Origin of the sequence: Asticcacaulis biprosthecium C19 (genome assembly GCF_000204015.1) — a bacterium.
Lineage (GTDB): Bacteria > Pseudomonadota > Alphaproteobacteria > Caulobacterales > Caulobacteraceae > Asticcacaulis > Asticcacaulis biprosthecius.
This window is the reverse complement of sequence record NZ_GL883077.1, coordinates 231,657-257,203: the sequence shown is the minus strand read 5'-3', so window position 1 is coordinate 257,203 and position 25,547 is coordinate 231,657. Positions and strand designations below refer to the sequence as shown.

Here is a 25,547-nt window from a genome sequence, read left to right as displayed (position 1 = left end):
CCACGGGTTGGAGCAGACCCTGCCGGCCTTCCGCTCCATTTTTTATCCTTCCCCGCAGGGGGGAGGTGTCGCCGAAGGCGGCGGAGCGGGAGCCCCAAGCCCCAGTTTACCGGAACGGCGGCTCGTCAAACGCCCGCAGTTTGCGGCTATGCAGCTTTGTGCCGTAGTCGCGCAGGATATTGGCGGCTTCGATCCCGATATCGATATGTTCGCGGATGGCGCGTTCATAGAAGTGATTGGCCTGACCCGGCAGCTTCAGTTCGCCGTGCAAAGGCTTGTCCGACACGCACAACAGTGTCCCGTACGGTACCCGGAAACGATAACCCTGGGCGGCCAGTGTCGCCGACTCCATGTCGATGGCGACCGCGCGTGATTGCGAAAAGCGCAAGGCGCTCAAGGTATAGCGCAGTTCCCAGTTGCGGTCGTCGGTGGTGACCACCGTGCCGGTGCGCAACCGTTTCTTCAACGCATCACCATCCTCGCCGGTGACCCGAACGGCCGCTTCATGCAGCGCCTGCTGGACTTCAGCGATAGGTGGGATCGGAATCTCGCGTGGCAAGACATCGTCCATGATGTGGTCATCACGCAGATAGGCGTGGGCCAGGACGTAGTCGCCGATGCTTTGCGACGGACGCAGGCCGCCGCAGTGACCGATCATCAGCCAGACGTGCGGACGCATCACGGCCAGGTGGTCGGTGATATTCTTGGCATTGGACGGGCCGACGCCGATATTGACCAAGGTGATACCCTGGCGACCTTCGCGCATCAGGTGGTAGGCCGGCATCTGGTGCTTGCGCCATGGCGAATTGGCGATCAGCTCTTCCGGATTGGCCGTATCCTTGGTGATGGTGAAGTAACCGCAGCACGACAAGGCTGTATACGGACTGTCGGGTTTCTTGAGCTGTTCCACAGCCCAGGCGACGAAGACATCGACATAGCGATTGTAGTTCGTCATCAGGATGTAGCTTTGGGTATGTTCGGCCGGCGTCCCGGTGTAATGGCGCAGCCGGGCCAGAGAGAAGTCGGTGCGCAAACCGTCGAACAGGGCCAGCGGCCTATGTCCGCTTTCATCCTTCATGTCCAGACCATCGGCGACTTCGTTGCCGATCAACGCCAGTTCGGTGGCAGGGAAATGCCGCATCAGGTCCAGTGCGGAGACGCTGTTGAGGTCCAGACCGGCCCCGTCCAGCACGTAGGGGTAGGGGATTTCCTGGTTCGACACGCTTACAGAACAGTCGGCATTGTAGTCGCGGATCAGAAGTTCGAGCTGTTCTTCGATATGGTCGCTGAACAGGTCAGGCCGGGTTATCGAGGACGAATAGGTGCCGGGTCGCGAGAAGCGGGCGAAGGCGCGGTTCACTTGGGGGTGGCGGTTGTTCAGGATGGCCAGTTCGTCGGCCTCGTCGAGATGCGTGCCCTTCCAGGTGACGGTCAGTTTCGGGTAGCAATACCGGCCGGCTGCGCGCAGGTTTTTTGACGGAATCGTGCGCTGTTCCAGATAAGCGTGCAGGTCCTGCTGCAACGCGGTGACGGCCTGGGCGTAGAGGGTTTTCAGTTGCCCGACGATGGCGGATGCGGAATTCAACGTCGCATCCTTGTTTTTCACATGCTTGTTCATGATTGGAACGTAACAGCCTCCGCCAGTTCCGCCAAGAGCGGAAGGGTCACTTTTTGCAACCGAATCCTTGTCATGCGAGGAAGGCGGAAGGTTTTCTGATAGGGTGATCAGAATGTGTTCCCGGCGTCGGACGTACTTCGCCGGCCGGAACGGAACGGCCGCTATAGAAAATGGACACCTATTTCTTGAAGTGGGCGGCGGGATGTTGAGTTTGGCGCGTATAAGCACAAACAAACGAGGGTCCTGTCATGTCCACTATCCGCCGCCACCTGCTGATCGCCTTCGCCGGCCTCGCCTTTATGGCGACCCCGGCCCTGGCCAATCATCACGGAGACAATCCCCTGCACGACGCCGTCGCCGGGTCGTGGCGCTCGGCCGACAACAAGGCGCGCGACCAATACCGCCATCCCGTCGAGGCCCTGACCTTCTGGGGATTGAAACCTGGCATGACCATCATCGAGGTCAATCCCGGCGCCAAGGGGTGGTGGACCGAAATCCTCGCTCCCTACGCCAAGGCCACCGGTGGTACCTATGCCGCCGCCATGGGCAAGACCGACGATCCGGCCTTCTGGGCCGAAGTCGCCGATAAAAGCATCTATGGTGAGGTCAAGGCCTATCCGTTTAGCGGTAGCAACTTCACCAGCCTGCCGGCCAATTCGGCCGACATGATCCTGGTGGCCCGCGCCTTCCACAACTGGGTGCGTCAAGGCGAGACGACCGACAACTTCATGACTGCCTTTTACGGCGCACTGAAGCCCGGCGGCATTCTGGCCGTCGAACAGCACCGCGCGCCGGAAGGGTCCGACCCGATGGCCGGCACCGGCTATGTGCCGGAATCCTATGTCATTGCCGCCGCAAAGAAGGCCGGTTTCGTGCTGGAAGATCGGTCGGAGATCAATGCCAATCCGAAGGATACGCGCGACCATCCCTTCGGTGTCTGGACGCTGAAGCCCATCCGCAGCAGCAAGAACGATACCCGTACCCTGACGGACGAAGAACGGGCGGCCTATGATGCCATCGGTGAAAGTGACCGGATGACGCTGCGTTTCCGCAAGCCGGCGTAAGGGCTTGTGTCGTGAAAGTGTTTTCAGGGCTCCGGATTTCCGGGGCCCTGTTTCGTACTCACGGTTCTGAATGGAAGCTCGACGTCTTCTTCGTGTCCGCGGTGAACAGATAGACCAGCAGCGACACCCCGATACAGCCGGTGATGTACCAGAAGAACAGCGACTCATAGCCGATCTTCTTCAGCCACTGCGCCACCAGTTCGACTGAGCCGCCGAACAGTGACACCGTGATCGCATAGGGCAGAGCGACGCCCAAGGCCCGGACATGGGGCGGGAACAGCTCGGCCTTCACCACGGCGTTGATCGAGGTGTAGCCGCTGACGATGACCAGGGCCATCATCACCAGAATAAAGGCCGGCCAGAAGCTGTCGGTCTGGGTCAAAGCCGTCATGATCGGCACGGTTCCCAAAACACCCAGCACGCCGAACCCGATCAGCAAAGGCTTGCGCCCGATCCGGTCGGATAGAGCGCCGAATACGGGCTGAAGCAGCATGTAGATGAACAAGGTCGCCGCCGACAGAAGTGTCGCCTGCTCCTTGGTCCAACCGGCCGATCCGACCATGAACTTCTGCATGTAGGTGGTGTAGGTGTAAAACGCCGCCGTGCCGCCCAGGGTCAGGCCGACCACCTGGAGCGCCTGCCACGGATGGTTTCGCAGCAGGGTCAGGGTGCGGTTGGCGGCAAATTTCGCCGAGGTCTCGAAGGCGTCGGTTTCTTCCATGTGGCGGCGGATGAACATGGCGACGATGGCCAGGGCGGCGCCGATTGCGAACGGAATGCGCCAGCCCCAGGCGGTCAGTTGCTCCGCCGTCAGCAGGTTCTGCAGCAGGATCAGTACGCCCAGCGCGGTCAGTTGCCCCATGATCAGGGTGACATACTGAAAACTGGACCAGAAGCCGCGGTCATGGTTGCCGGCCATTTCCGACAGATAGGTCGCCGAGGCGCCATATTCGCCGCCGACACTCAGGCCCTGAAGCATGCGGGCAAACAGCAGCAGAATTGGCGCCAGCAGGCCGATGGTCTCATAGGTCGGGATCAGGGCGATGATCAGCGATCCAGTGCACATTAGCAGGATTGACGCCGTCAGTGCCGTCTTTCGACCGTAGCGGTCGGCATAGATCCCGAGCAGCCACCCACCGATCGGCCGCATGAAGAAGCCGAGCGCAAAGATGGCGGCGGCATTGAGCTGCTGGGTAAGGGGATCGTCCTTGGGGAAGAAGGCGCTGGAGAAATAGAGGGTGAAGGCCGCATAGGCGTACCAGTCGTACCATTCGACCAGGTTACCGACCGATCCGCCCAGGATGGACCCGAGTTTGCTGTGTTTGGCCAAAGAGGACCCCTCCGTCTGCTTCGCTGCGCCCGCATCCACCTCCCCATTTACAATGGGGAGGAGTAGGATGAAGAACCTTGAATTCTTCTCCTTCCCATCTAGATGGGGAGGTGGCGAGCAAGCGGAGATCGAAGATCGTAGCGCGTCGAGACGGAGGGGTCCCTTCGAACGAAGTCGCATACGTTTCAGGCCCCGGCCTGGCCGCCTGATATCACGCTTACAAGCCTCCAAGCTTTCACACTTCAATTGACGAAGCAAGGCGGTTTGATTTAAGGCTGGCTTGGTTTCTCCGCAAAGGTTTCCGGCGTCATGAACGACACTGTCCCGCCCCCCGAAGTTATCTACGTCGACACGCACAAGGTCGCCTGCAACGGCGGCGGCGGTGCGTTGGGCCACCCTCTGGTCTATATTGAACTGGGTGCGGAAGGCACGGCCGAATGCGGCTATTGCGACCGCAAGTTCGTCCACAAGGACCACGCCCACGAATATCACGATCCGTCGCCGCGTCCCGAAGGCGAGCATTAACAAGCGCAGCCCAAAAAGTGGTCGCCACTTTTTGGATTATGCTGCGCGACAAAGGAGAATGCCATGCGTTTCCTGCACACCATGGTGCGGGTGAAGAACCTGGAGGCCGCCCTGCATTTCTTTTGCGACGGTCTGGGTCTTCGGCAGGTCCGCCGCATGGACAGCGAAAAGGGCCGGTTCAGCCTGATCTTCCTGTCGGCCGATGAAGACGCCCATATGGGTGCAACGGAGGGTTTGCGTGGCCAGGCCGAGGTTGAGCTGACCTATAACTGGCCGGATGAGAACGGCGAGGTCGAGACCTATACCGGCGGACGCAATTTCGGTCACCTGGCCTATGAGGTTGATGACGTCTATGCCGTCTGCGCCCATTTGCAGGGCATGGGCGTGCTGATCAACCGCCCGCCGCGCGACGGTGTTATGGCCTTTGTGCGCTCGCCAGATGGGATTTCGGTTGAGCTGCTGCAGAAAGGCGATGCCCTGCCGCCGGCCGAACCGTGGGTGAGTATGCCAAACGTGGGCACGTGGTAATCTGTTTGTAATTTGAGCTTTCTTTACTTCTCCCGCCCCGTTTACGGGGAGGGGGACCGCGAAGCGGTGGGAGGGGCAAAAATGGCGCCGTCAATACGGCAAGACGCAAAGATAGAAGCTGCGAGGCGATTTCGCAGAAACCTCACGAAATCGGAACTTTGGCTATGGGCGCGGCTGAAAGCCAGGGCCAAGGATACGCCCGTGTTTCGTCGTCAGCATCCGATTGGCCCCTACATTCTCGATTTCTACTGTGCAAAGGCGCGCCTGTGCGTTGAGGTGGACGGTGAGGTTCATGAATATCATGACAAGATGCGCCGCGACGAAATTCGCGATGCTTGGCTGATGGAACGCGGCATTCATGTTCATAGAATAGGTTCTGCCGATCTTCTGGCCGATCCCGACGAAGCCGCGGCCAGCGTGATTCTTTTAGCCCGTCAGCGAACGGCCAAACCCACCTAAAGCCCCTCCCACCGCTTCGCGGTCCCCCCTCCCCGTGAAGAACGGGGCGGGAGAGGAAAGTAGCGTCCCTTATCGCTGCCATCCCCTGTCGCTTTTGTTTGGCAGAACCGTCAGATGGCCGTAAGAAGAGGCCAACACTCCGACGAGGCGAATCCCCGACATGGACGATACTTCGAACGCTCCCGAAACCACGGCAGACGCCACCGGCAAGGCCAAGCGCCTGGTCCTGATCGACGGGTCGGGCTATATCTTCCGGGCCTATCACGGCTTGCCGCCCCTGACGCGCAAGTCCGACGGCCTGCCGGTCGGCGCCGTCTCCGGCTTCTGCAATATGCTGGTCAAGCTGATCAAGGAGAACCGCGGCGATGATGCGCCGTCGCACCTGGCCGTCATTTTCGACGCCGGGTCCAAGACCTTTCGCAACGACCTCTACGACGGCTACAAGGCCAACCGGCCGCCCCCGCCCGAAGACCTGATCCCGCAATTCCCCCTGGTCCGTGACGCCACCCGTGCCTTTGGCCTGCCCGCGATTGAACTGGCCGGTTTTGAAGCCGACGACCTGATCTGCACCTATGCCCATCTGGCCGTGCAACAGGGTTTTGAGGTCACCGTCATCTCGTCCGACAAGGACCTGATGCAACTGGTCAACGACAAGGTCACCATGATGGACCCGGTCAAGGGCACCCCGGTCGGCCGTGAACAGGTCATCGAAAAGTTCGGTGTACCGCCGGAGCTGGTCGTCGATGCCCAGGCCCTGATCGGTGATTCCGTCGACAACGTTCCCGGCGCCCCCGGCATCGGCGTCAAGACCGCCGCCCAACTACTCATCGAATACGGCGACCTTGACAGCGTCCTGGCCCGCGCCGGCGAGATCAAACAGGAAAAGCGCCGCCAGACCCTGATCGACTTCAAGGACCAGATTCTGATGTCGCGCGAGCTGGTCCGGCTGCGCTGTGACACGCCGGTGCCGGCCGAGATCGCCACCTTCGTGCTGAAACAGCCGGAGGCCGACATCCTGGCGGCTTTCCTGGCCGCCATGGAGTTCAACAGCCTGGCCAGGCGTATCGGCGGTTCGCTGAGCCTGGAAAGCACGACCGCCCTGGCGCAAATTCCGACCGCCCCGATTTCGCGGCCGCTGTACGGCGTCAAGACTGAACTGGGCGAAAAGCAGCCTTTCGACCTCGATGCCTACGAATGCGTCCAGACGATCGAGCAGCTTCAGACCTGGGTGCGCCGTTGCGAACAGGCCCAGGTCATCGCCGTCGACACCGAAACCGACGACCTGTCGGCCACCCACGCCAAGCTGTGTGGTATCTCGCTCAGCACCGACACCAACTGCGCCTGTTATATTCCGCTAGGCCACCTGGCTAGCGACGGGCTCGATTTCGGCGGCGGAGACGACCTGAAACAGATCCCGCTGGACCAGGCGATTGCCCTGTTGAAACCGGTGCTGGAAAACCGCAACATCCTCAAGGTCGGCCAGAACATCAAGTACGACCTCAGCGTTCTGAAGCGTTACGGCATCGATGTCGCGCCGTACGATGACACCATGCTGATGTCCTATGTCGTCGAAGGTGGGCTGCACGGCCACGGCATGGACGAGCTGTCGCAACTGCATCTGGGGCACACCCCGATCCCGTTCAAGCAGGTCGCCGGCAGCGGCAAGACGCTCAAATCGTTCAAGTTCGTCGCGCTAAAGGAGGCCACGCAATACGCTGCCGAAGACGCCGATGTCACGCTTCGCCTGTGGCATGTCCTGAAGCCGCGCCTGGTCCGCGACCGGCTGAACACCGTTTATGAGACCCTGGAACGCGGCATGCCCAAAGCGCTGTCGGAGATGGAACTGAACGGCATCCGCGTTGACCCGCAGGTCCTGCGCAATCTCAGCCAGGATTTCGGCACGCGCATGAACGCCATCGAGCAGGAGGCCCACGCTCACCTTGGCCGGCCGTTCAATCTGAACTCGCCGCAGCAACTGGGTGTCGTCTTCTTCGACGAGATGAAACTGCCCGGCGGCAAGCGCACAGCTTCGGGCCAATGGGCGACCGACGTCAAGGTTCTGGAGGATATCGCCGAGGGCAAGAACGGCACCGGCGCCGGCCAGACCCTGGCGAAACTGCTGCTCGACTACCGCCAGATGGCCAAGCTGAAGGGCACCTATACCGATGCACTGGTCGAGTATGCCGATCCGCAAACCCAGCGCATCCACACCTCGTTCCACCTGGCCTCAACCACGACCGGGCGCCTGGCCTCGAACGAGCCCAACCTGCAGAACATCCCGATCCGCACCGGCGAAGGCAGAAAGATCCGCACGGCCTTTATTGCCAAACCGGGCTGTAAACTGATCTCGGCCGACTATTCGCAGATCGAGCTGCGCCTGCTGGCCCATATCGGCGACATCGAGCAGTTGAAGAAGGCGTTTTCGGACGGCCAGGACATCCACGCCATGACGGCGTCGGAAATGTTTGGCGTGCCGATGGCCGACATGACGTCCGAGATCCGCCGCCGTGCCAAGGCGATCAATTTCGGCATCATCTACGGCATTTCCGGCTTCGGCCTGGCCAACCAGCTCGGCATCGACCAGGGCGAGGCGTCACGCTACATCAAGACCTATTTCGAGCGCTTCCCTGGCATCAAGGACTATATGGACGCAACCAAACAGTTCCTGCGCGACAACGGCTTCGTGCAGACCCTGATGGGCCGCAAGATCCATATCCCGGAAATCAACGGCAAGGGTGGAGCCATCAAGGCCTTTGCCGAGCGGGCGGCGATCAACGCCCCGATCCAGGGCACGGCCGCCGACATCATCCGCCGCGCCATGATGCGCATGCAGCCCCGGTTGGATGCCGCTGGGTTTACGACCAGGATGCTGCTTCAGGTCCACGACGAACTGATTTTCGAGGCGCCCGAGGCCGAGGTCGCGGCGGTGATTCCGCTGATCCAGGAGGTGATGCAGAACGCGGCCCTGCCGGCGGTTCAGATCAGCGTGCCTTTGGTGGTCGAAGCCAAAGCCGCCAACAACTGGGACGAGGCGCATTGATGCGTTCTTGCCTCTCCCCGCCTGCGGGGAGAGGACGAGAGCCGAACGAAGTGAAGGCGATCGGGTGAGGGGCCATCCGAGGACGATTGAGCACCGAAGAAGCCCCTCACCCTAACCTCTCCCGTAAACGGGGAGAGGGGATGACAGCGCGAGCCCACCATGATCGTCAAAAACCTGAACCATATCAACATCCAGACCCGTGATATGGCGCAAACCATCGCGTTTTACGAAGAGCTGCTGGGCCTGGAAGCCCGCGTCGCCCCTGAGCGTGATCCGTCCCTGCGCCAGTGGCTCTACGACAGCCGCGACATGGCCGTGATCCACCTCAATCTGTGGGGCACGGACAACACCATCGCCCGCGAGGTCGTTCCGGGCGGCCATACCGGTGCCATCCACCATGTCGCCTTCGAGTGCGACGGCTTCGACGAGATGGTCCGGCGCCTGAAAGCCCGCAATCTCGACTACGGTTTCGCCGAAATCCCCTCGATCAAGCTGCGCCAGTTGTTCGTCACCGATCCGAATAATGTGTTGCTGGAACTGAATTTCCGCGGCTGACCTGTAATAAGTCCGAAAGCGCGGCGACTATCTGTTCATGACCGCAACCGCTGAACAGGATCGACGCTACCAGGAGGCCGCCGCCGAGTTCGGCCCGGCCCTGGAACGCCTCGCCCGCGGCTACGAAGCCCATCCCGAACGCTGCCGCGACCTGGTCCAGGACATCCACGTCGCCGTGTGGAAGAGTCTGGCTCTGTTCGACGGCCGCTGTTCCACGCGCACCTGGGTCTATCGCGTCGCGCACAACACCGCCACGTCACATGTCCTGAAGGAACGCCGCCGCGGCGCCTGGGTCACGCTGGATGCCGCCGCCGAAATCAACGACGGCAGCGATATCGAAGCCGACACCAGCCATGCCCGGGCGCTGCAGAAACTGATGGCCCTGATCCAGAGCCTGGAACCGTCCGACCGCCAGATCATGCTGCTCTATCTCGAAGGTCTGGACGCCGCCGCCATGGCTGAGATCACCGGCCTGAAATCCGGCCACGTTGCCACCCGTATCCACCGCATCAAGGCGCTGCTCAGCCGCCGTTTCCACGCAGGAGGGCGGTCATGAGCGAAGCCCCCGACGATATGACCAATCCTGACTTCCAGAACCTCTGGCAATCGCAACCCAAGGAGATGACCGTCATGTCCCTCGACCAGGTCCATACCCGTGCCCGCGCCTTCAAATCACAAATCCAATGGCGCAACCGACTCGAACACGCCGCCAGCGCTTTGGTGGTCGTGGTGTTTTCCGGCTATGCCATTTTTCTGGATCCTCCGCTTATGCGGCTTGGCTCAATCCTGATCGTCGCCGCCACCCTGCTGGTCAGCCTGATCCTTGTCGTGCGTGGGCGGGCGGCACCGGTCAGCGATGGCGCCGAGGATTGTCTTGACTTCCATCGCCGCGCCCTGATCCGGCAACGCAACCTGCTGAGCAGCGCGTGGCTGTGGTACGTGATGCCGTTCGTGCCGGGGTTTGTCCTGTTCATGATTCCGGCAATCCAGAATTCCGCCGGCGACAAGGGGGTGACGGTCTGGATCTATCTGGGCATCGCCTTAGTTTTCTTTGGCGGGGTGATCGCAGTCAACCTGCTGGGCGCCCGCGGCCTGCAGAAGGAAATCGACCGGCTGGAGGGGTGAGGCCACTCCCCCGTTCATTCCACTTTGCGCATCGATTCATGCCTGATTGGAATTCGCGGGCGTCTTAAAAAGCTGCGTACTATCCCGCCATAACAAGGCGGCAGGGATGCGTAAACGGCATCAAAGACCCTGCCTGACAGGCAAGGAAGAACAAGATGTCCAGAAAAAGGGTTTCGGCTCGCAGCAGCCTGATGTCCGCAGCGTCCCTGGTGGCTCTGTTGACGATGACAGCCACCACCACCTCCGCTCAGGATGCGCCGCCGGCCGAGGACGATGTCGTCGTCGTCACCGGTTTTCGCGGCAGCCTGCAAAGCGCTATCTCCACCAAGCGCAACGAAAGCGGCATTGTCGACGTCATCAAGGCTGAGGACATCGCCGACTTCCCCGACCTGAACCTGGCCGAATCCCTGCAACGGGTTCCCGGTGTTGCCATCACCCGCGCCAATGGCGAAGGCCGCCAGATCAGCGTCCGCGGTCTGGGCTCCGAATATACCCGCGTCCGCATTAACGGCATGGAAGCCATCGCCACCACGGGCGGCACGGTCAATTCCGGCGGCACCAACCGGACGCGAGGCTTCGACTTCAACATGTTCGCCTCGGAACTGTTCAATTCCCTGAGTGTGCGTAAATCCGCCTCGGCCGATGTCGAGGAGGGGTCTCTGGGCGCCACGGTCGATCTGCAGACCGCTCGCCCGTTCGATTTCAAGGGCGGTCAGTTGGTGGTTTCGGCCCAGGCCAGCTACAATGACCTGGCGCGCGACGTCACCCCGCGTTTCACCATGCTGGCCTCGCAACGCTGGGCCGACGGCAAGCTGGGCGCCCTGGCTTCGGTCGCCTATGAAAAGCGCCATATCAAGGAAGAGGGCGCCAACATAACGCGCTGGACCTATGGCGGCGCCAATGGCGGCTTCAACGCGGCCTCGACCCTGCCAAACTACACCATCGCCCAGATCAACGACACCAATACGGCGACCGCCCTCTATCATCCGCGCATCCCGTCCTATGTCAGTTATGATATCGAATCGGAACGCCTGGGCCTGACCGGCTCGTTCCAGATGCGGCCGACCGAACAGACCCTGATCACCATCGACGCACTGTATTCCGACGTCAAAACGACCCGCGACGAAGCCCAGTTCCAGGCCATCGGCCTCAGCCGCGCCGGCTCCGGCAAGCCCCAGACCATCATCCGTGATGGCGTCGTCGAAGGCCGCAACCTGATCTATGCCGAACTCGACAATGTCGATGTTCGCACCCAATCGGCCTGGGACGAGCTGGAGACCGAATTCAGCCAGGTCAGCCTGTCGGTGCGCCACGACTTTACCGATCGTCTGCGTGGCACCCTCCTGCTGGGCACGGCAGTGTCGAAGTTCAGCAACCCGGTCTCGACCATCGTCACCTTCGACCGCGCCAACACCCAGGACTTCAGTTACGATTTCCGCTCGCGCATGCCGCTGATCGACTGGGGCTTTGACGTCAAGGACCCGGCCGCCTGGACGATGAATACCGGCACATCGGAAGTGCGCATTCGCCCCAACGCGGTGACCAACCGCTTCGACTCGGCGCAGATGGGCGCCGAATACACGGTCAATGACGGGCTGAAGATCAAGGCCGGCATCGACTACCGCAAGTTCGCGCTCGACTCCGAAGGCTATTACCGGACCAGCGAGACGGTGGTGAACACCTTAAGTCCCGCCGACCTGGCCAATGTCTCGACGCAATATACCGGGTTTGGCCGCGGTCTGGACGGTCCGGACGGCGTGGTCACCGGCTGGCTGCGTCCCGACCTGCAAAAGTTCGCTGACCTTTACGACATCTACTGCAATTGCGGCATCTATGCCCTGACCGGCACCGGCAATTCGTCAGCGCGGGGCCAGTTCATCACGGTCGACGAAGCCGATCTCGGCGTCTATGTGATGGCCGAGTTCCGCACCAGCCTGTTCGGCAAGCCGATACGCGGTGATGCCGGTCTGCGTCACGTTCAGACCGAGCAGCATTCCGGCGGTTACGCCGCGGTTGGTTCGACCATCAAATGGGTCGAGGCCGAACGGACCTATGATATGACTCTGCCGTCGGCCAACCTGGCCATGGACGTGAGCGATGACGTGCTGTTGCGGGTCAGCGCCGCCCAGACCATAGCCCGGCCGTCGATCTCGTCCCTGACGCCAGGCGGCGACGTCGCCATCCAGGGCGCGAACCGCGGCTTTTCCTCGGGCAACCCGTTCATCGAACCGACCAAGTCGAACAATGTCGACCTGTCGCTGGAATGGTATCCCACGCGCAGCTCGATCTACGCGGTGGGCTTCTTCTACAAGGAGATCAACACCTTCGTTCAGACCCTGCGTCAGGATATTCCGTTCAATCAACTGGGCCTGCCGGACTCGCTGCTGGTCGGGACGACGGCGACCCCGAACGATATCTTCGCGGTCAGCCAGCCGATCAATTCACCGGGCGGTGAGCTGAAGGGGATGGAGCTGAACATCCAGCGTGACCTCGACTTCCTGCCGGGCTGGGCCAGCCATTTCGGTGTGTTATTCAACTACACCTTCGTCGATTCAAACATCGAATATCTGACCTCGACCACGCCGGGCGCGCCCACCATTAACGAGACCCTGGTCGGGCTGTCGAAAAACGCCGCCAACTTCACCCTGTATTATGAGACAGAAAAATTCTCGGTGCGTGGTTCGGTCGCCTATCGCGAAGGCTATCTGACGGCGGTGCCGTCCAACGACGGCAACTCGGTCGCCGGGACCAATGCGACGACCAACTACGATATCAGCGCGTCGTACAACCTCACGCCCAAGTTCAAGCTGTCGATCGAAGGCATCAACCTGACAGACGAGTTCAACGACCAATATGTCGATGCCTCCAACCGGCTGCACGTGCGCACCCACACCGGCCGCCAGTTCTTCCTGAGCGGAAGGTATAGCTTCTAACACGAATAGGACCCCTCCGTCAGCGACTTGCCTCCGACTTCGTCTCCGGCTGCGCGCTGCCACCTCCCCATCAAGATGGGGAGGAGAAGGAAGTAAACGTCTATTCTTTCTTCTCCTCCCCATTTCTTCAATGGGGAGGTGGCGAGCGAGCGAAGCCGAAGGCGTAGCAAGTCGAGACGGAGGGGTCCTCTTAAAACCCTCCCCTGCGACCTGCCGGGCTCTCCCCGTGTCCGGCAGACCTCCCAAAGCACGGCTGTCCCCGCAGCCGTGCTTCTTTTTTTGCTTTGCTTCGAAAGGATAGCCTTGTTAGCCTTCACGTCGGATACAAAGAAGCCTTTGGGCGTTCAGGGAAACATGTTCGAGCTCAGCCAGATCCGCTGTTTCGTCATCGCTGCCGAAGAGCTGCACTTTGGCCGGGCAGCGGCGCGGCTGAATATGACCCAACCGCCCTTGAGCCGTCAGATCCAGGTACTGGAACGGATCCTGGGCGTGCCCCTGTTCGAACGCACCAGCCGCAGCGTTAAACTGACCCCGGCCGGGCGGGTTTTCCTGCCCGAGGCGCGGCGCATCGTCTGGCTGGCCGAAAGCGCAACGCTGGCGGCGCGTAAAGTGGCCCAGGGCGACGCCGGCCGCATCGGCATCGGCTTTACCGCCGTGTCGGGCTACAGCTTCCTGCCGCAGGTGGTCGCCCAGGCTCGGGCACGCCTGCCCAATATCGAGCTGGAACTGCGCGAAATGGTGTCGAACCAGCAGGCCGAGGCGCTGCAAACCGGCCTGATCGATATCGGATTCGTGCGCCAGCCGATGGAGCGTCAGGATTTCGAGAGCGAACGCGTGGTGTGCGAAGGTCTGGTGGCCGCCTTACCAGCGGGGGATGCACGCCTGACCCAGGCGGAACTGACCATGCGCGACTTTGATGGCTCGCCGCTGATCATGTATTCGCGCGAAGGGGCTGGCTATTTCCATGCCATGCTGGTGGGGCTGTTCGCCGAGGCCCAGGCCCGGCCGGACTATATCCAGCAGGTGACGCAGATTCACTCCATGCTGGGCCTCGTCAGCGCGGGTCTTGGCGTCGCGATCGTACCGCGCACGGCAACCAGCCTGCATCTGGCGGGGGTGCAGTACCGCGACATTGCCACCGTGCCGGAAAAGCCGGTGGAGTTGTACATGTGCTGGCGCCGCGACAACGCCAATCCGGCCCTGGGCGCCATGCGCGACCTGTGCCGCGATGTCGCGCCGCGGATCGTCTAGTCTAACTGCAGGGGCGATCCAGCCAGGTGCGGACCAGAGGATCCTTCAGCAGCGAGATGGCGTAGGTTATGGCAGGCGTGGCGTCGGCCTTGCGGTGTTGGATGTTGATGGCCACGACGCTGCGCGAACACAGGGTCTGATCGACTCGCGTCTTTTCGATGACCAGGGCCAGGCTATGCACGTCCTCACCGGCCCGGATGCGGCCGGTCCCGGTCTTGGCGAAGCAGGTATAGAGATAGAGCCCGTCTTCCGACGCTTGGTTGCACAGGGTTGCCTCGGCCATCATGCGCCGAGCGGTGCCGGCGGGCTGGGTGAGGGTGCCCTGCATGCCGGCCCGCAGGGTCTGGTGCAGCCCGTCGTCCATCCCAAGCGGCGGGAAGGGCACGCGGTGGTAGCCGTCGCGGAAGCCGTCGCGCGCCAACAGGGTGGTTTCGATCCTCTGGTTGCTGACGATGCGGCCATAGGTCTGGGCCAGGAACAGGGTCGACCACAAGGAACGGCTGCCACCCAGGATGCTCATATAGTAGTCCGGCGTGACGGTCTTGACCTGGGTCAGGCAGAGCGACGGCGGGTTCAGCTCATAGGCCGAGCCGAGGCGGCGGCTGCCCCATAAGGTCGCGGTGCCATAGTCCGGCGCGGTCAGGCAATGGCCGGGCGGAATGTCGAAATAGTCCTGCAGGTAGCCACGCCATTCGCCGGCGACGGTCGGGTTCTTCATCATGGCGGGCGCCACGGTCGTTATCCGCCGGCCGCCCAGCCAGATGCCCTGTTCGCCCTGCAACGCCTTGCAGTTGCGTTCGCAGGTCAGCGGCGAGCCGGTGCGCAGGCCGGCCGCCATAAGGGCTATGGCGTAGCGGTTGCTCGATTCGGCAATGAAGCGGCTGAAATCGACTGGTGCGCCGTGACTGTGCGAATCGAAGTCTGCCGGATAGCCCAGGACACGCCCGACGGTCGCTTCATTGTCCGCCACCTTCATCTCGCGCAGTTCCGGCCAGCGCGCCGCAATGGCTGTGGCGAAGGGCACCTTGGCGGCTGAGCCGATCGACAGGTTCATGAAGTTGGCGTTGCGGTCGAGCCGGGGATCGTAGCCGGGAATGGCATCCAGAAGGTCGTCGCTGACAAACGGGAAGGTGGGCACGGCCGCGACTTCGCCGGTGACGCCGTCCATCAACACGGCGGCGGCCAGGATGTTGCGGCTGGCGGCGGCGACCTGTGGGCGCATCTGACCGGCCAGCAGGGTATTGGCCTGGAGGTTCAGGCGCCGGCGCAGGGACAGACGGATTTCATTGCCGCTTTTCAGTTGCGGCGCCAGGTCCGGCGCCGAGCGTTCGAGATAGCGCGCCAGCTCGCCGAAGCCGTGATCGTAGTAGCGCACGCCCTGGCTGTCGGTCGCCGCCATCGTGCCCGAGGCCCCGGCGACCAGCAGCCGCGCCGGCCGTGTACCCGCCGGGCCGGTGTCGATGCGCAGGACCGTGCCTGACGCGATCGTGGCATGGGTTACCGCCTTGCCGTCGGCATAGAGGCGGCCGCACTGGGCCGGCGTGAGCGCGGCGACATAGGCCTGGACACCGCCCGCGACGGTCGTCTTCAGCGTCAGGTCGCACCCGGAGGCCGGGGCGGCGCTGCACAATCCGCCCGCCACCACGGATCGGCTCTCTCCGGCGCCTACGTCGCAACTGCGGCCACGGTCGAGATCGACCACCTGTACACGGTCATTATCGTCCGCGCCGACGCCCGCCGAGGCATAGACAATGCGCGGCGGTATGACGGCCAGGTCAACATCGTTATCGTAATAGAGGCGCGTAAAGGCCTGGAGACCGGTGATACGACCGCCGCGGAAGATCCAGGTGTCGCCGCCCGTCTGTTTCATATCGTCCTTGAGATAGGACTGGACGGCGAAGTCGCGCACGGCCGTCTGGCAGGCTTCGTCGCTGCGGCAGGCAGCGCTGATGCGGACGGCATTGGCGCTACGGCGCGTGCCCTCGAGATGGCCTGCTTCGAACAGCCGGTTGACGGTGTCGGTGTAGGCTGTGCCGCGGCTGGCGGGTTTCAGATCGTCGGGCCGCGGTGCCACGATCAGGCCTGCCAGAACGGCAATCAGCGGCAGGGGCCCGATCAGCCAGGGTTTAAGGGCGGGCAGCTTCATGACGGCCTCACCAGACGAAGGCCGATAAGGGCCATGGTCAGAAGGGCGAAACCTTCGGCCAGGTCGCTGCCCGAGGACACGGCCAGCAGGTAGATGTTGCGGCCGGTGAACGGCACCCAGCCGAGATTGGCCAGGACCATGTAGATGGCGGAGAAGGCGATGGTCCACAGCGCCAGGCGCGCCGTCAGCCGGCCCGCAGCGGTTTGACCCGAAGGCCGCGTCGCGTGATGGACGCTGACCAGCACGGCGCCGAGGAACAACACCGCGCCGATTCGGCCGAAGGGGTGCATGATATGCACCGCTGACAGGTTGTCGGAAAAGTGCAGCGACTGATAACCGAAGACGCCCAGGCCCTGGTCGGTCAGGAACCCCGTGCCGGTCAGGGAGGCGGTAAAGGTGCCGATGTCGCGCCAGAATTGGCTGTTGGCTGTGGCCACGCGGGTCGGGAAGCTCGCCACCAGGTCGCCATGGAACTGATGCAGCAGGCGAATATCATTGCTGTCCTGGAACTTCAGGGCATAGCGCAGAGTTTCGAGCAGGTTACCGGTCGGCGGCGCGCCGTGGATATAGGGAAACAGCCACAGCAGGGCGGCAAACCCCGCTGCGGCGGCCGGCAGGGCGGCAAACCATGGCCAGCGATGACCGCCCGCCGGCCACGACCAGGCGACCGCGAAGGCCACGGCCAGGATCGGGAAGGTCTGGATGATGGCGAAGCCGTGGTCGCGCGTAATGAAGGGTACGACGATGACAGCGATCAGAACCAGTACGCCGAACACTACAGCCTGAGGCAAGGTTTTGACGACGGCGCGGCCGACATGTGCAAGATAGAGCCCGAATCCTGGCAGGATCAGCGCCAGGTAGGGCAGGCTGACGGCGATAACGGCGCGCTCGCGGATGCCGAAGACCCAAAACGCGATCAACCGCGCCACGGCGGCGCCGGCGATCAGGGCGATGGCCAGGACGGGCAGATCGTAGCGGGCGGCCAACTGGGTCATCCGGGCCGGCAAGGTGATTTGCGGCAGGCGCGGCTGTACGGTCCGCAAGACGTGCAGCGCGGCAGGCCAGCCGAGGGCGATGGCGGTGATGACAATCACGGTGATGAAGGGCCGGTCGAGCGATCCGGTCCACAGCCAGATCAGGGCGAAAACGGCCGTCATTCCCGCGGCGAGAATCAGGCGCGATTTGGTGCCGAACTCGGCTAGGGGGCGCAAGGCAATCAGGGCGAGCGGCAGGGCGACGAAGGCGGCGGCGACGTCGCTATAGACATCCGACGGCACGATGTTCGGGTCCATTAGGCTGCCGCGCACCCCAATCAGCAGCCGCAGGGTCAGCAGGTACTGCATCAATCCGACCAGGACATATTCGGGGCGGTCGTTCTGCCAGCCTCTGGCGCCGATCCGGTCGGCGGCAAGAATGCCGAAGGCGGCAAAGGCCAGCAACAACCACGGAATACGCATGCCCTGGACCGAAAAACTGAGTGCGGCATCGTCGGGATAGAGGCTTTTCACGACACTCAGCTTCTGGCCGGTGACGCTGAAATCGCGGCCGTGAAAATCACACAGCGAGGTCGCCCCGCCCAGCAGAGGACCGTCGTCGGCGCGGTTCATCGGTGATGCGGCGCGATAGCTGCCGTCGGCGCCCAGGCTGCCATTGCCTAGCGCGGCGAAAAGCAGGGCCTTTTCCGGCGTGCCATAATCAACGACTGGATTGTCGGCCGATACCCGGGTCAGGGTCATGCGCGGATTGGCGCAACTGCCGGCACGCGCCACCAAAGGCGTGCGCGGGCGCAAGACCACAGCCTGGCCGGTGTCGGCGATCGCCAGGGTCTGGCGCGACACCAGGCGCACCGGTCCGCCCAGTTCCGGGTCAGGCAGGTCGAGCCGGAACAGCGACACGCGCACCGGCTGTATCGGGGTCAGCGGCACCTGGCTTTTCGCCAAGGCGGCGCCGTCGACGCGGACATCGGGGTCGAGCACCAGCAGGTGCCAGCGGCCGTCGGGTGTATGCAAGATCGCCGACTGACGGGCGCCAAAGGCCGCCGGGCGGAAGACGCGCTGGTAATAGTGCGGAGTGCGGCCGGTGACCGGCGTAGCGCTCAAGGTTTTGCGCCAGGTGGCGGCATCGAAGACGAAGGGATTGGCGCAGGCCTTGTCCAGGCAGATTCGGGCGGACGTGCCAAGGGCGATGGCCCGATCGAAGCGCAAGCCATCGCCGTCGCGCCACGCCACCACCATGGCGGCGCGACCGGTCTGTGGGTCGCCCGGCGCTGTGGTCAGGCTGACCGTGCGGGTGGCCGTCGACACGGTGACGAAGTTGCGGTGGTCGCCGGTTGCCGGCTTGTAGCCCATCTCGGCGGCGTAGGGTTTGACGATGAAGTCGGCATAGTCGTGGTGGTCGCCGACAATCAGCGCATCGGGCGCTGGCGTTTTGGGGTCGGCAGCCATCTGCGTCAGGTGCACCGACAAAGATTCGCGGTTGGGGCTGGCAAAGCCTATGAAGAACAGGGCGGCGATCAGGCCGAACAGGGCGGCGGAGCGGATCCACGACCCGAGGCGCGGCTTTTCGACCTGAGCCCAGACAAAAAGCAGGGTGCAGACACAGAAGGCGGCAAAGGTCGGCCCGATGTCCACGGCCTCAGTCGCCGATGCGCCGGAAGGCGGCGACCGCCACGGGCAGGGGCGACAGCAGTATGGCGATCAAGCCGAACAGCGAAAACACCACGCCGCCCGATAGGCCGACCTCCTTCAGGCTGGCCCGCGCCATCAGGGTCGCGCCGGTGCTGCAGGTTGCCGCCGTTACATTGGCCAGGATCAGTCGGCGAATGACGCCGGTTTCGGCCCGCGACCATAGGGTCTGCGCCATGGGGCAGACCTGTGTCGTATACCAGGCCGCCTTGTCACTGCTACAGCCGCCATTAGGGGCGCAGGGCGCCGGCTTGACCAGCGGGTCCTTCTGGGGCGCGGTCGAAGCGCACTGGGTCTCCATCTGGCACGACCCTGACCGTACGGCCAGGACGCGCCTTTTCTGGTCCAGTTCTGCGAGCCAGCCATAGCAGGCTGTCGTGTCATAACCGGCGCAGGCGCGGTGGGCCGGCTCACGGTCGAAGGCGGCGGCATTGATGTCGGCATGGACCCACCGGTCCTGGGCCATCAGCAGGAACCAGGCCAGTGCCAGCGCCGCCAGGAACCACGCCAACAGCACCAGGTGGTTGCGCCGGTCGCGATAGATTTCGCCATAAAAGGCCGCGGCGGTTTTGAGCATGTCCATCACGAACGGCCCTTGCGCGGGGTCAGCGGCTTGGCGTTCTTGCGACCCTTGATGTGCATGATGAACTCATACAGCTTGCCGTCGCGGTTATAGCGGCTGTGCAGGTCCAGGCTTTCAAAGATCCATTCGATAACGTCGTAGACGCCGCCCTGGGGCAGTCGGTAGTTGATGCGCGCCTTGTCCAGCCCGGCAAAGGCGGTGACGAAGCCGTACTTGCGGCTGGAAAACTTGCTGGCCAGGGGCTTCATCCCCTTGATGTCCTTTTCCATGAGTTGGTCAGGCGCTACGGTCAGGCGCGGCCGGCCGTCGCTGGACTCGACCTGCAGCTTTTGCATCGCCATGTCGGCCACACCCGGTGAGCGCAGCATCAGCGCCTGCTCCAACGCCCGGATCTGGGTCGGCGCCGGCGTCTCGGATCGGGCGGCGGCGACACGGCTTTCCAACTGATCAGCCTTGGACAGGGCGACATAGATGGGCGGCGACTTGGCCTTGGCATAGGGCAGCCGCACGATGTTGGAAATGAAGGTGTGCATCTCGCGTTCGGCGCGGCAATGATCGGCCATGCGGCGTATGGCGTGGGCCAGGACGCGCCGGGTTTCGGCATCGAGTTGTTCCAACACCTCGCGGTCGAAGTCCTCGCTGTCGCCCAGGGTCTTGTGTTCCAGCCAGGCGGCCAGGCCGGCATAATAGTTTTCCTCGGCGATGTGGGGCTGGGCCTTGCCGCGGATGATGACTTCCGATGTCAGCCCGTTCAGATAGCCCAGAACCTCCGCCGGCAGGGGCGGGATCTCCAGGCCTGAAACCGTCAGGGCCTCGCCGTAATGCTGGGCCAGCCAGGGCAGGACGCCGTCGGCATCGATGAAGTCGCCATACAGGTGGCCGGAGAAGGCGATCTCCTCGGCCGGCAACAGCACGACCAGGCCGCGCGACCGGGCAAAGACCTCATCGATCGCCGCCTTGACCTCGGGCCGCAGGGCGTCGGTGGCGCCTTCCTGCTCCAGGTATTCGCGGAAATATTCGCCGGGGATGTCGACAATGGCGAACTTTTCATAGGCTTCATCGAATTCGAAGACGTGCACGCTGGGGGAGGTGGTACTGGCGATGAAGGTGCCGTTCTGGGCATAGCCGGGCGTGCAGCCGTAGGGCGAATCGTTCTGCTGGATCTCGTACTTGAAACGGTTGAGGAAGAAGGTCTTGCCGGCGGTCGGAAAGCCCAGCAGGGTGATGATCTTCATATCCTCGTCGTGACAGGCCTTCATGTCGCGCAGGAACTCGGTCACCTCGCGGTCCAGTGGCGGCGCAGGTGGTGCAGGTGTCACGGGTTCGGACCGGGCCTGGGACGACTCGGGCTCGGGCGGCCGGTTGAGCGGTATGACATTGGTGGGCGCAGCGGTCGCCTTGAGCACCGGCACGCCGACCTCATCGACGCTTTCGCAGATGGCGCATCGCACCTGAGTCGGCGGCATGTCGCGGCCGCAATTGCTGCATTGGTAGTCAGCCATATCGTTTACTCGCGGGCATGTCCGGCTGATAGATCAGCAGAACCAGTTCGGTGAGAAGTCGGGTCTTGGCGAATGACGCCGGTGCCGTCAGGTGCCGGTTCAGCACGGCCGGCATGCCATAAGGCGTGCGGCGGGCGAACAGGCGGCGCGCCGCGGCGGTGAGGCCGTCAGCGACGGGCGTCACGTCCCCGGACAGCAGGCGATCGTAGATGGCGACGGCGATCTCGGAGCGGACATCGGTGAGAATCCGCGCCAGGTCGCGCCGCTCGCCCAGCACGGCCGCCAAATTGTGGCGCTCCATCATCCGGGTCAGGGTGGCGGTATCCAGCGCGGCGCATAGGACAGAGCTGTCCAGCACATAAGGCGCAACCGGCCCCAGCGGGCTCATCAAGGCGCGGTGTTCCGGGGCTTCGAAAATGTCCAGGGTCCGCTTGAGCTGCGCCCCGTGCGCCGCGACGAATTCGCCGAACAGGCGTTGCGCCAGGTGAAGGAAGAAGCCGTCGCACTCCGACGCGGGTACGGCGGCAAAGCGCAGAATCTGGCTGAGGCCGTTGTCGTAATCCATCTGGCCCAGCAGCCGGGACGCGAGGGTCGTGGCCTCGTCCTCGATTGCATCGGTCTTGATCACTGTGCCAGAGGGCATCAGCGTCAGGAACCGGTCGCGGATACGTAACGGCAGGGGCGTCAGGTACCGGGCGCCATCAAACCCGGCCGCCGTCATCCGGGCGGGCTCAAAGCCCAGGACCTGGCTGTCGCGGCCGGGCGCCACCACGATCAGTGCCGATGGCCCCAGGGCCGGTGCCCAGTGCACCGAGTTTGCCCAGCCCATGACTGTGTTTTCCGCCGGCGCCAGGCTGGTCAGGATCGAGGCCAGCACGGTTTCCGGCGGCGTGCCGTCGCTGATCACCACGCGCCGGTGCCAGCGCGGCTCCAGGCCTTCCCAGTTATGATTGGCCCAGTTATGATTGGCCCAATTATGAGCAGGCACGGCGGGATCGCTCAGGCTGTCGACCGTCAAGGGACGGCGGGCAAAGGCATCGCTGCCGTCCGGCTCCGGGATGGCCGCCAGCATGGCGAGACAGATCCGTTCCTGCTGCGGACCCGCCTGCACCACCACGGCATTGGCGAAACAGGCAAAACCGCTTTCACGGCGGCCCTGGTTGCGCGCCCGCAGCACCACGCAATCGCCGCCGGGCACGGGCAGACAGGCGACCAGATCGGGCTCGGCGGTTTCGGCCCACCGCGCCAGGATCAGCGGTACACCTCCGGCTTGGGCGTCCGGAGCGACGGCGGCTTCGGGCGCCTGCGCCTGGGCACGGATGCGGAAATCGCGTCCGCGTCCGTCCGGTCCGATCATCAGGGTGGAGAAGGCGGCCATGGTGCTTAGTTGCCGATGGAATTCGCGGCGTCGTCGATCGGCAGCACGGATTCGTCGGCCACGCTGGTCGAGATGGGAGCGTTGGTCGCCGGGTTGGAAGCGTCCTTCGCGAACAGCATCACCGCCAACACGATGCAGGCCACCGCCAGCACTCCGGCGGCGACGACCGCCATCAGGCCGTAGCGGCCGAAAGCGCTCTGGGCGCCGCCACGGGCCACGGCCTGATCGACCATGCCGGGCAGGATCTGGTTGAGATATTGCGGCAGCAGCGTATCGACCTGCTGGCGCGTGTCGCGGCTGACCCGGTCGGCGATGGCGTCGGCCAGGGTCGGCGTGCGGCCGGCCGGCATGTTCGAGGCGGCGCCATCGATCAGGAAATGCAGGAACCCCTGCGCCAGTTCGCGTTTCTGCGCCTCTTCGTCATTCGACATCATATCCGCTTCTCCTACTCCTGCCCGCGGCGAATCCAGTCCCGGCATGCCAGGCTGTCGAGCCGGGCATTGTTCACCCCGCGCACGGTCAGCGACGCAAACGACGCCATACCGCCGATGGTATCGCGCTCATCGGGGTATCCGAAATAGCGCATGGCGGCCAGGCAAAGTTCCGCGTCGGTGTTGCCGGCTTCCGACGCCGCCTGGACCAGGTCCAACGCATCGGCCTGACTGACCGAGGTCGTGTGTCCGGCAAAGTACAGCTCCGCCGCCTTGAACCGGGCGTCGGCGCTGCCCAGGGCGCCAGCGCGTTTATAGGCCGATACGGCCTGATCATACTGTTCCGACTCGGCATCGCCGTCGCCGCGGCGGATATAGAGGTCCATCAGCCGGGTGGCGGTATCGACGCCATAGGTCTTGGCGACTTCGAAGCGGTTGATGGCGCTGATCAGGGCGATCTTCTGCGGCGCCCGTGTCGAACCGGGCGACAGCCGCTGGGCCTCCTCGCCATTGACGCTGTCCTGGCGGCTCCAGGTGTCGAAAATCTTGCCGATCTCGAAATTGGCGTCGGCATAGACGGCGCGATGACCCTTGATAAAGGCCGCGTCAGGCTTTTTCAGCACCCCGGCGGCTGGGGCGAAGTGGTCGTGCCGGTCGGCCAGGCTCAGCCCGTTGTCCAGCTTGGCGACCTTGTAGTTGGCGACCTTGCCTGGGACCGTGGTCCGGTCGACGGCGGCCAGACGGTAATAGTCCAGCGCTGATTTGCCCTGAGCGCAGGCGTCCCGTCGCTCGCACATGACCCCCAGGTTATAGGCGACCCAGCTATAGTCGGGCGACTGGGTGTCGCTGATCTTACTCAACGCCTTGGTGCATTGCGATGGCGCATCCGACGCCGACCTGGTGACCGCCGTGCGGCAGCGATCGACGGCTTCGCGGGCCTCGCGGGTCTGGCGTTCGGTAGCGGCCTGCTTCCAGCTATCCAGCCCGACCGTCATGGCGGTGATGGCCAAAGGCACGGCGACCACGGCGCCGATAACCCAGGCGGCAATGGGGATGCGCGTCTTTTTGACCGGCGGCATATCTATCGTCAGCCCGGGCGCAGGTTTCGGCGGCGCGGGTGGAGGGGTCGGCGCGGGCTTTGCGGGCGCAGCCGGCGTGACGCCGTCGAACCAGGCATTGAGCGATTCGGCGCGCGCCTTGCGCGACAGGGCCAGCCCCATACGCACGCGTTCAGGCGCGCCCGCGGCTTCGATGCTCAGGTCCCCGGTGCGGACATCGGCGGGATCGCGCCCGGTGATCATGCGCAACATCAAGGCGCTGGCCGCAAACATATCCGCTTCGGGACCGATGGCGGCGCGCTTCTTGGCGTCGAAGACTTCCGGCGCGGCGTATCCGGCCGGTCCGGCCAGGTCGGAATCGCTGGTCAGTGCGATCAGGTCGCGGTAATCCGGCGCGCGCCCGGCAAAGACCACACCGTCATCGCTGCGAAACACGGTGTCGGGTGAGAGGGTCCCAAGCACGGTCCCGGCCTCGGCCAGCGGTTTCAGCGCGGCGGCGAAATCGCCGGCCCGGTCGCCCGTGGCATCGACCAGCCGCGGACCGGGCGCCTCGGTGATCACCCAGTTGCCCTTGGCAGCGACAACCGCCAACAGATGCGGATGCCGCGTGGCCATCACGCCCTGCCAGGCGTCGCGGGCGGTCGCGTAGGGCGCATCAAAGCGGGCTTCGGTCGGCACAATGCTGCCGCCCTTGGTCCGCCGAACGAGGCCCTGCGGCGCGAATTCGTGGACAAGGACTGCCTGGTCTTCATAGACGCCGTCATAGAGGAAACGGTCGAACAGCCGCGCCCGCAGCGCGGTCAGCCGCAATCCGCCCTCAAAGGCGGCAACGGTTTCTATGGCATGGGGCGGGCAAGTCGACATGAGTCGCGATTAGACTTGCAGCATTGAGTCTTTTTGACGTCAAGGGCCACGGAACGCACCCGGCGCGTGACAAATGCCAACAAGATGCCGGGTGGGCGCGCCGCATCGGGCAAACAGAGAGGCCAGGCGCGAGGGGGGGGGCGCCGGGCCTCAATCTGTCAAAACAGGAAAGAAATTACGGGCGGTTCTTGGTGCACACGACGACACCGTTGGTTACGCGGCATTGCACGCCCTTGCCAATGGACCAGTGGCCTTCGCCCGCCTGAGCCGGCGCGGAGAGGGTCATCGCCGATGCGGCAACGGAAGCGAAAATCAGGGCGGCGGCAATCTTCTTGATCATGGTCGGTGTCCTTTGATCCTACATCCGAACCCCAGCGGTGCGGATACAGTAAGGACGTTTGCGGGGCAGATTTTATTCCCGGAGACCTGGATTATTTTTCAGCGCCGCGCATTCCGACTTAGCGCGGAATGAG

Annotated in this window: 20 protein-coding genes; 10 read left to right on the top strand and 10 right to left on the bottom strand. The window is 63.5% G+C overall.

Annotated features, from left to right (window positions below):
• Window positions 1–106 precede the first annotated feature (106 nt).
• Window positions 107–1,618, bottom strand: a complete 1,512-nt coding sequence (locus ABI_RS01530; protein ID WP_050808169.1) for an AMP nucleosidase — start codon at window positions 1,616–1,618, stop codon at window positions 107–109.
• A gap of 248 nt (window positions 1,619–1,866) precedes the next feature.
• Here ABI_RS01530 and ABI_RS01525 point away from each other — a divergent pair, with 248 nt between their 5' ends.
• Window positions 1,867–2,682: a class I SAM-dependent methyltransferase gene (locus ABI_RS01525; protein ID WP_006271042.1), complete on the top strand. Its 816-nt coding sequence runs from the start codon at window positions 1,867–1,869 to the stop codon at window positions 2,680–2,682.
• 58 nt (window positions 2,683–2,740) lie between these two features.
• Here ABI_RS01525 and ABI_RS01520 read toward each other — a convergent pair whose 3' ends face one another.
• Window positions 2,741–4,012 (bottom strand): MFS transporter, encoded by a 1,272-nt coding sequence (locus tag ABI_RS01520; RefSeq protein WP_006271041.1) that lies wholly within the window; start codon window positions 4,010–4,012, stop codon window positions 2,741–2,743.
• Window positions 4,013–4,321: 309 nt separating this feature from the next.
• On the opposite strand from ABI_RS01520, the gene ABI_RS01515 reads away from it, so the two are divergent.
• From ABI_RS01515 to ABI_RS01475, 9 genes are all read left to right on the top strand, one after another.
• Window positions 4,322–4,537 carry a zinc-finger domain-containing protein gene (locus ABI_RS01515; protein ID WP_006271040.1) on the top strand — a complete coding sequence of 72 codons (216 nt, stop codon included), beginning with the start codon at window positions 4,322–4,324 and terminating at the stop codon, window positions 4,535–4,537.
• Between the two features lie 63 nt (window positions 4,538–4,600).
• The gene (locus tag ABI_RS01510) at window positions 4,601–5,065 is read left to right on the top strand and encodes a VOC family protein (RefSeq protein WP_006271039.1); all 465 of its coding nucleotides are present in this window, start codon (window positions 4,601–4,603) and stop codon (window positions 5,063–5,065) included.
• Between the two features lie 81 nt (window positions 5,066–5,146).
• The gene (locus ABI_RS01505; RefSeq protein WP_083811361.1) at window positions 5,147–5,524 is read left to right on the top strand and encodes an endonuclease domain-containing protein; all 378 of its coding nucleotides are present in this window, start codon (window positions 5,147–5,149) and stop codon (window positions 5,522–5,524) included.
• 160 nt (window positions 5,525–5,684) lie between these two features.
• Window positions 5,685–8,564, top strand: a complete 2,880-nt coding sequence (gene polA / locus ABI_RS01500) for a DNA polymerase I (RefSeq protein WP_006271037.1) — start codon at window positions 5,685–5,687, stop codon at window positions 8,562–8,564.
• Between the two features lie 159 nt (window positions 8,565–8,723).
• Complete coding sequence (locus tag ABI_RS01495) at window positions 8,724–9,119, top strand: VOC family protein (protein ID WP_006271036.1); 396 nt, start codon at window positions 8,724–8,726, stop codon at window positions 9,117–9,119.
• 37 nt (window positions 9,120–9,156) lie between these two features.
• Entirely contained in the window at window positions 9,157–9,675 is a 519-nt protein-coding gene (locus ABI_RS01490) for an RNA polymerase sigma factor (protein WP_006271035.1), read from the top strand.
• Complete coding sequence (locus ABI_RS01485; RefSeq protein WP_006271034.1) at window positions 9,672–10,244, top strand: hypothetical protein; 573 nt, start codon at window positions 9,672–9,674, stop codon at window positions 10,242–10,244. The genes ABI_RS01490 and ABI_RS01485 overlap by 4 nt, the downstream gene beginning before the upstream one ends.
• Before the next feature lie 191 nt (window positions 10,245–10,435).
• Complete coding sequence (locus ABI_RS01480; RefSeq protein WP_245531276.1) at window positions 10,436–13,177, top strand: TonB-dependent receptor; 2,742 nt, start codon at window positions 10,436–10,438, stop codon at window positions 13,175–13,177.
• A 303-nt stretch (window positions 13,178–13,480) separates the two neighbouring features.
• On the top strand, window positions 13,481–14,428 hold the full coding sequence (locus ABI_RS01475; RefSeq protein WP_245531275.1) for a LysR family transcriptional regulator: 948 nt from the start codon (window positions 13,481–13,483) through the stop codon (window positions 14,426–14,428).
• A 1-nt stretch (window position 14,429) separates the two neighbouring features.
• Here the strand turns inward: ABI_RS01475 and ABI_RS01470 are convergent, their stop codons facing one another.
• The 8 genes from ABI_RS01470 to ABI_RS24830 all read right to left on the bottom strand — a co-directional run bounded on the left by ABI_RS01470 (window position 14,430) and on the right by ABI_RS24830 (window position 25,414).
• The gene (locus ABI_RS01470) at window positions 14,430–16,574 is read right to left on the bottom strand and encodes a hypothetical protein (RefSeq protein WP_006271030.1); all 2,145 of its coding nucleotides are present in this window, start codon (window positions 16,572–16,574) and stop codon (window positions 14,430–14,432) included.
• Window positions 16,571–19,204 carry a hypothetical protein gene (locus tag ABI_RS01465; RefSeq protein ID WP_006271029.1) on the bottom strand — a complete coding sequence of 878 codons (2,634 nt, stop codon included), beginning with the start codon at window positions 19,202–19,204 and terminating at the stop codon, window positions 16,571–16,573. Before ABI_RS01465 ends, ABI_RS01470 begins: the two co-directional genes overlap by 4 nt.
• 4 nt (window positions 19,205–19,208) lie before the next feature.
• Window positions 19,209–19,841, bottom strand: coding sequence for a hypothetical protein (locus ABI_RS01460; RefSeq protein WP_006271028.1), 633 nt, complete (start codon window positions 19,839–19,841; stop codon window positions 19,209–19,211).
• The gene (locus ABI_RS01455) at window positions 19,841–21,343 is read right to left on the bottom strand and encodes a ZZ-type zinc finger protein (protein WP_006271027.1); all 1,503 of its coding nucleotides are present in this window, start codon (window positions 21,341–21,343) and stop codon (window positions 19,841–19,843) included. Before ABI_RS01455 ends, ABI_RS01460 begins: the two co-directional genes overlap by 1 nt.
• Window positions 21,336–22,721 (bottom strand): hypothetical protein, encoded by a 1,386-nt coding sequence (locus tag ABI_RS01450; protein ID WP_006271026.1) that lies wholly within the window; start codon window positions 22,719–22,721, stop codon window positions 21,336–21,338. The genes ABI_RS01455 and ABI_RS01450 overlap by 8 nt, the downstream gene beginning before the upstream one ends.
• Before the next feature lie 5 nt (window positions 22,722–22,726).
• Complete coding sequence (locus ABI_RS01445; RefSeq protein ID WP_006271025.1) at window positions 22,727–23,155, bottom strand: hypothetical protein; 429 nt, start codon at window positions 23,153–23,155, stop codon at window positions 22,727–22,729.
• Between the two features lie 11 nt (window positions 23,156–23,166).
• A complete protein-coding gene (locus ABI_RS01440) occupies window positions 23,167–25,074 on the bottom strand; it encodes an SEL1-like repeat protein (RefSeq protein WP_006271024.1) in 1,908 nt (635 codons plus the stop codon).
• Between the two features lie 175 nt (window positions 25,075–25,249).
• Window positions 25,250–25,414 (bottom strand): hypothetical protein, encoded by a 165-nt coding sequence (locus ABI_RS24830; RefSeq protein ID WP_006271023.1) that lies wholly within the window; start codon window positions 25,412–25,414, stop codon window positions 25,250–25,252.
• Window positions 25,415–25,547: the final 133 nt, after the last annotated feature.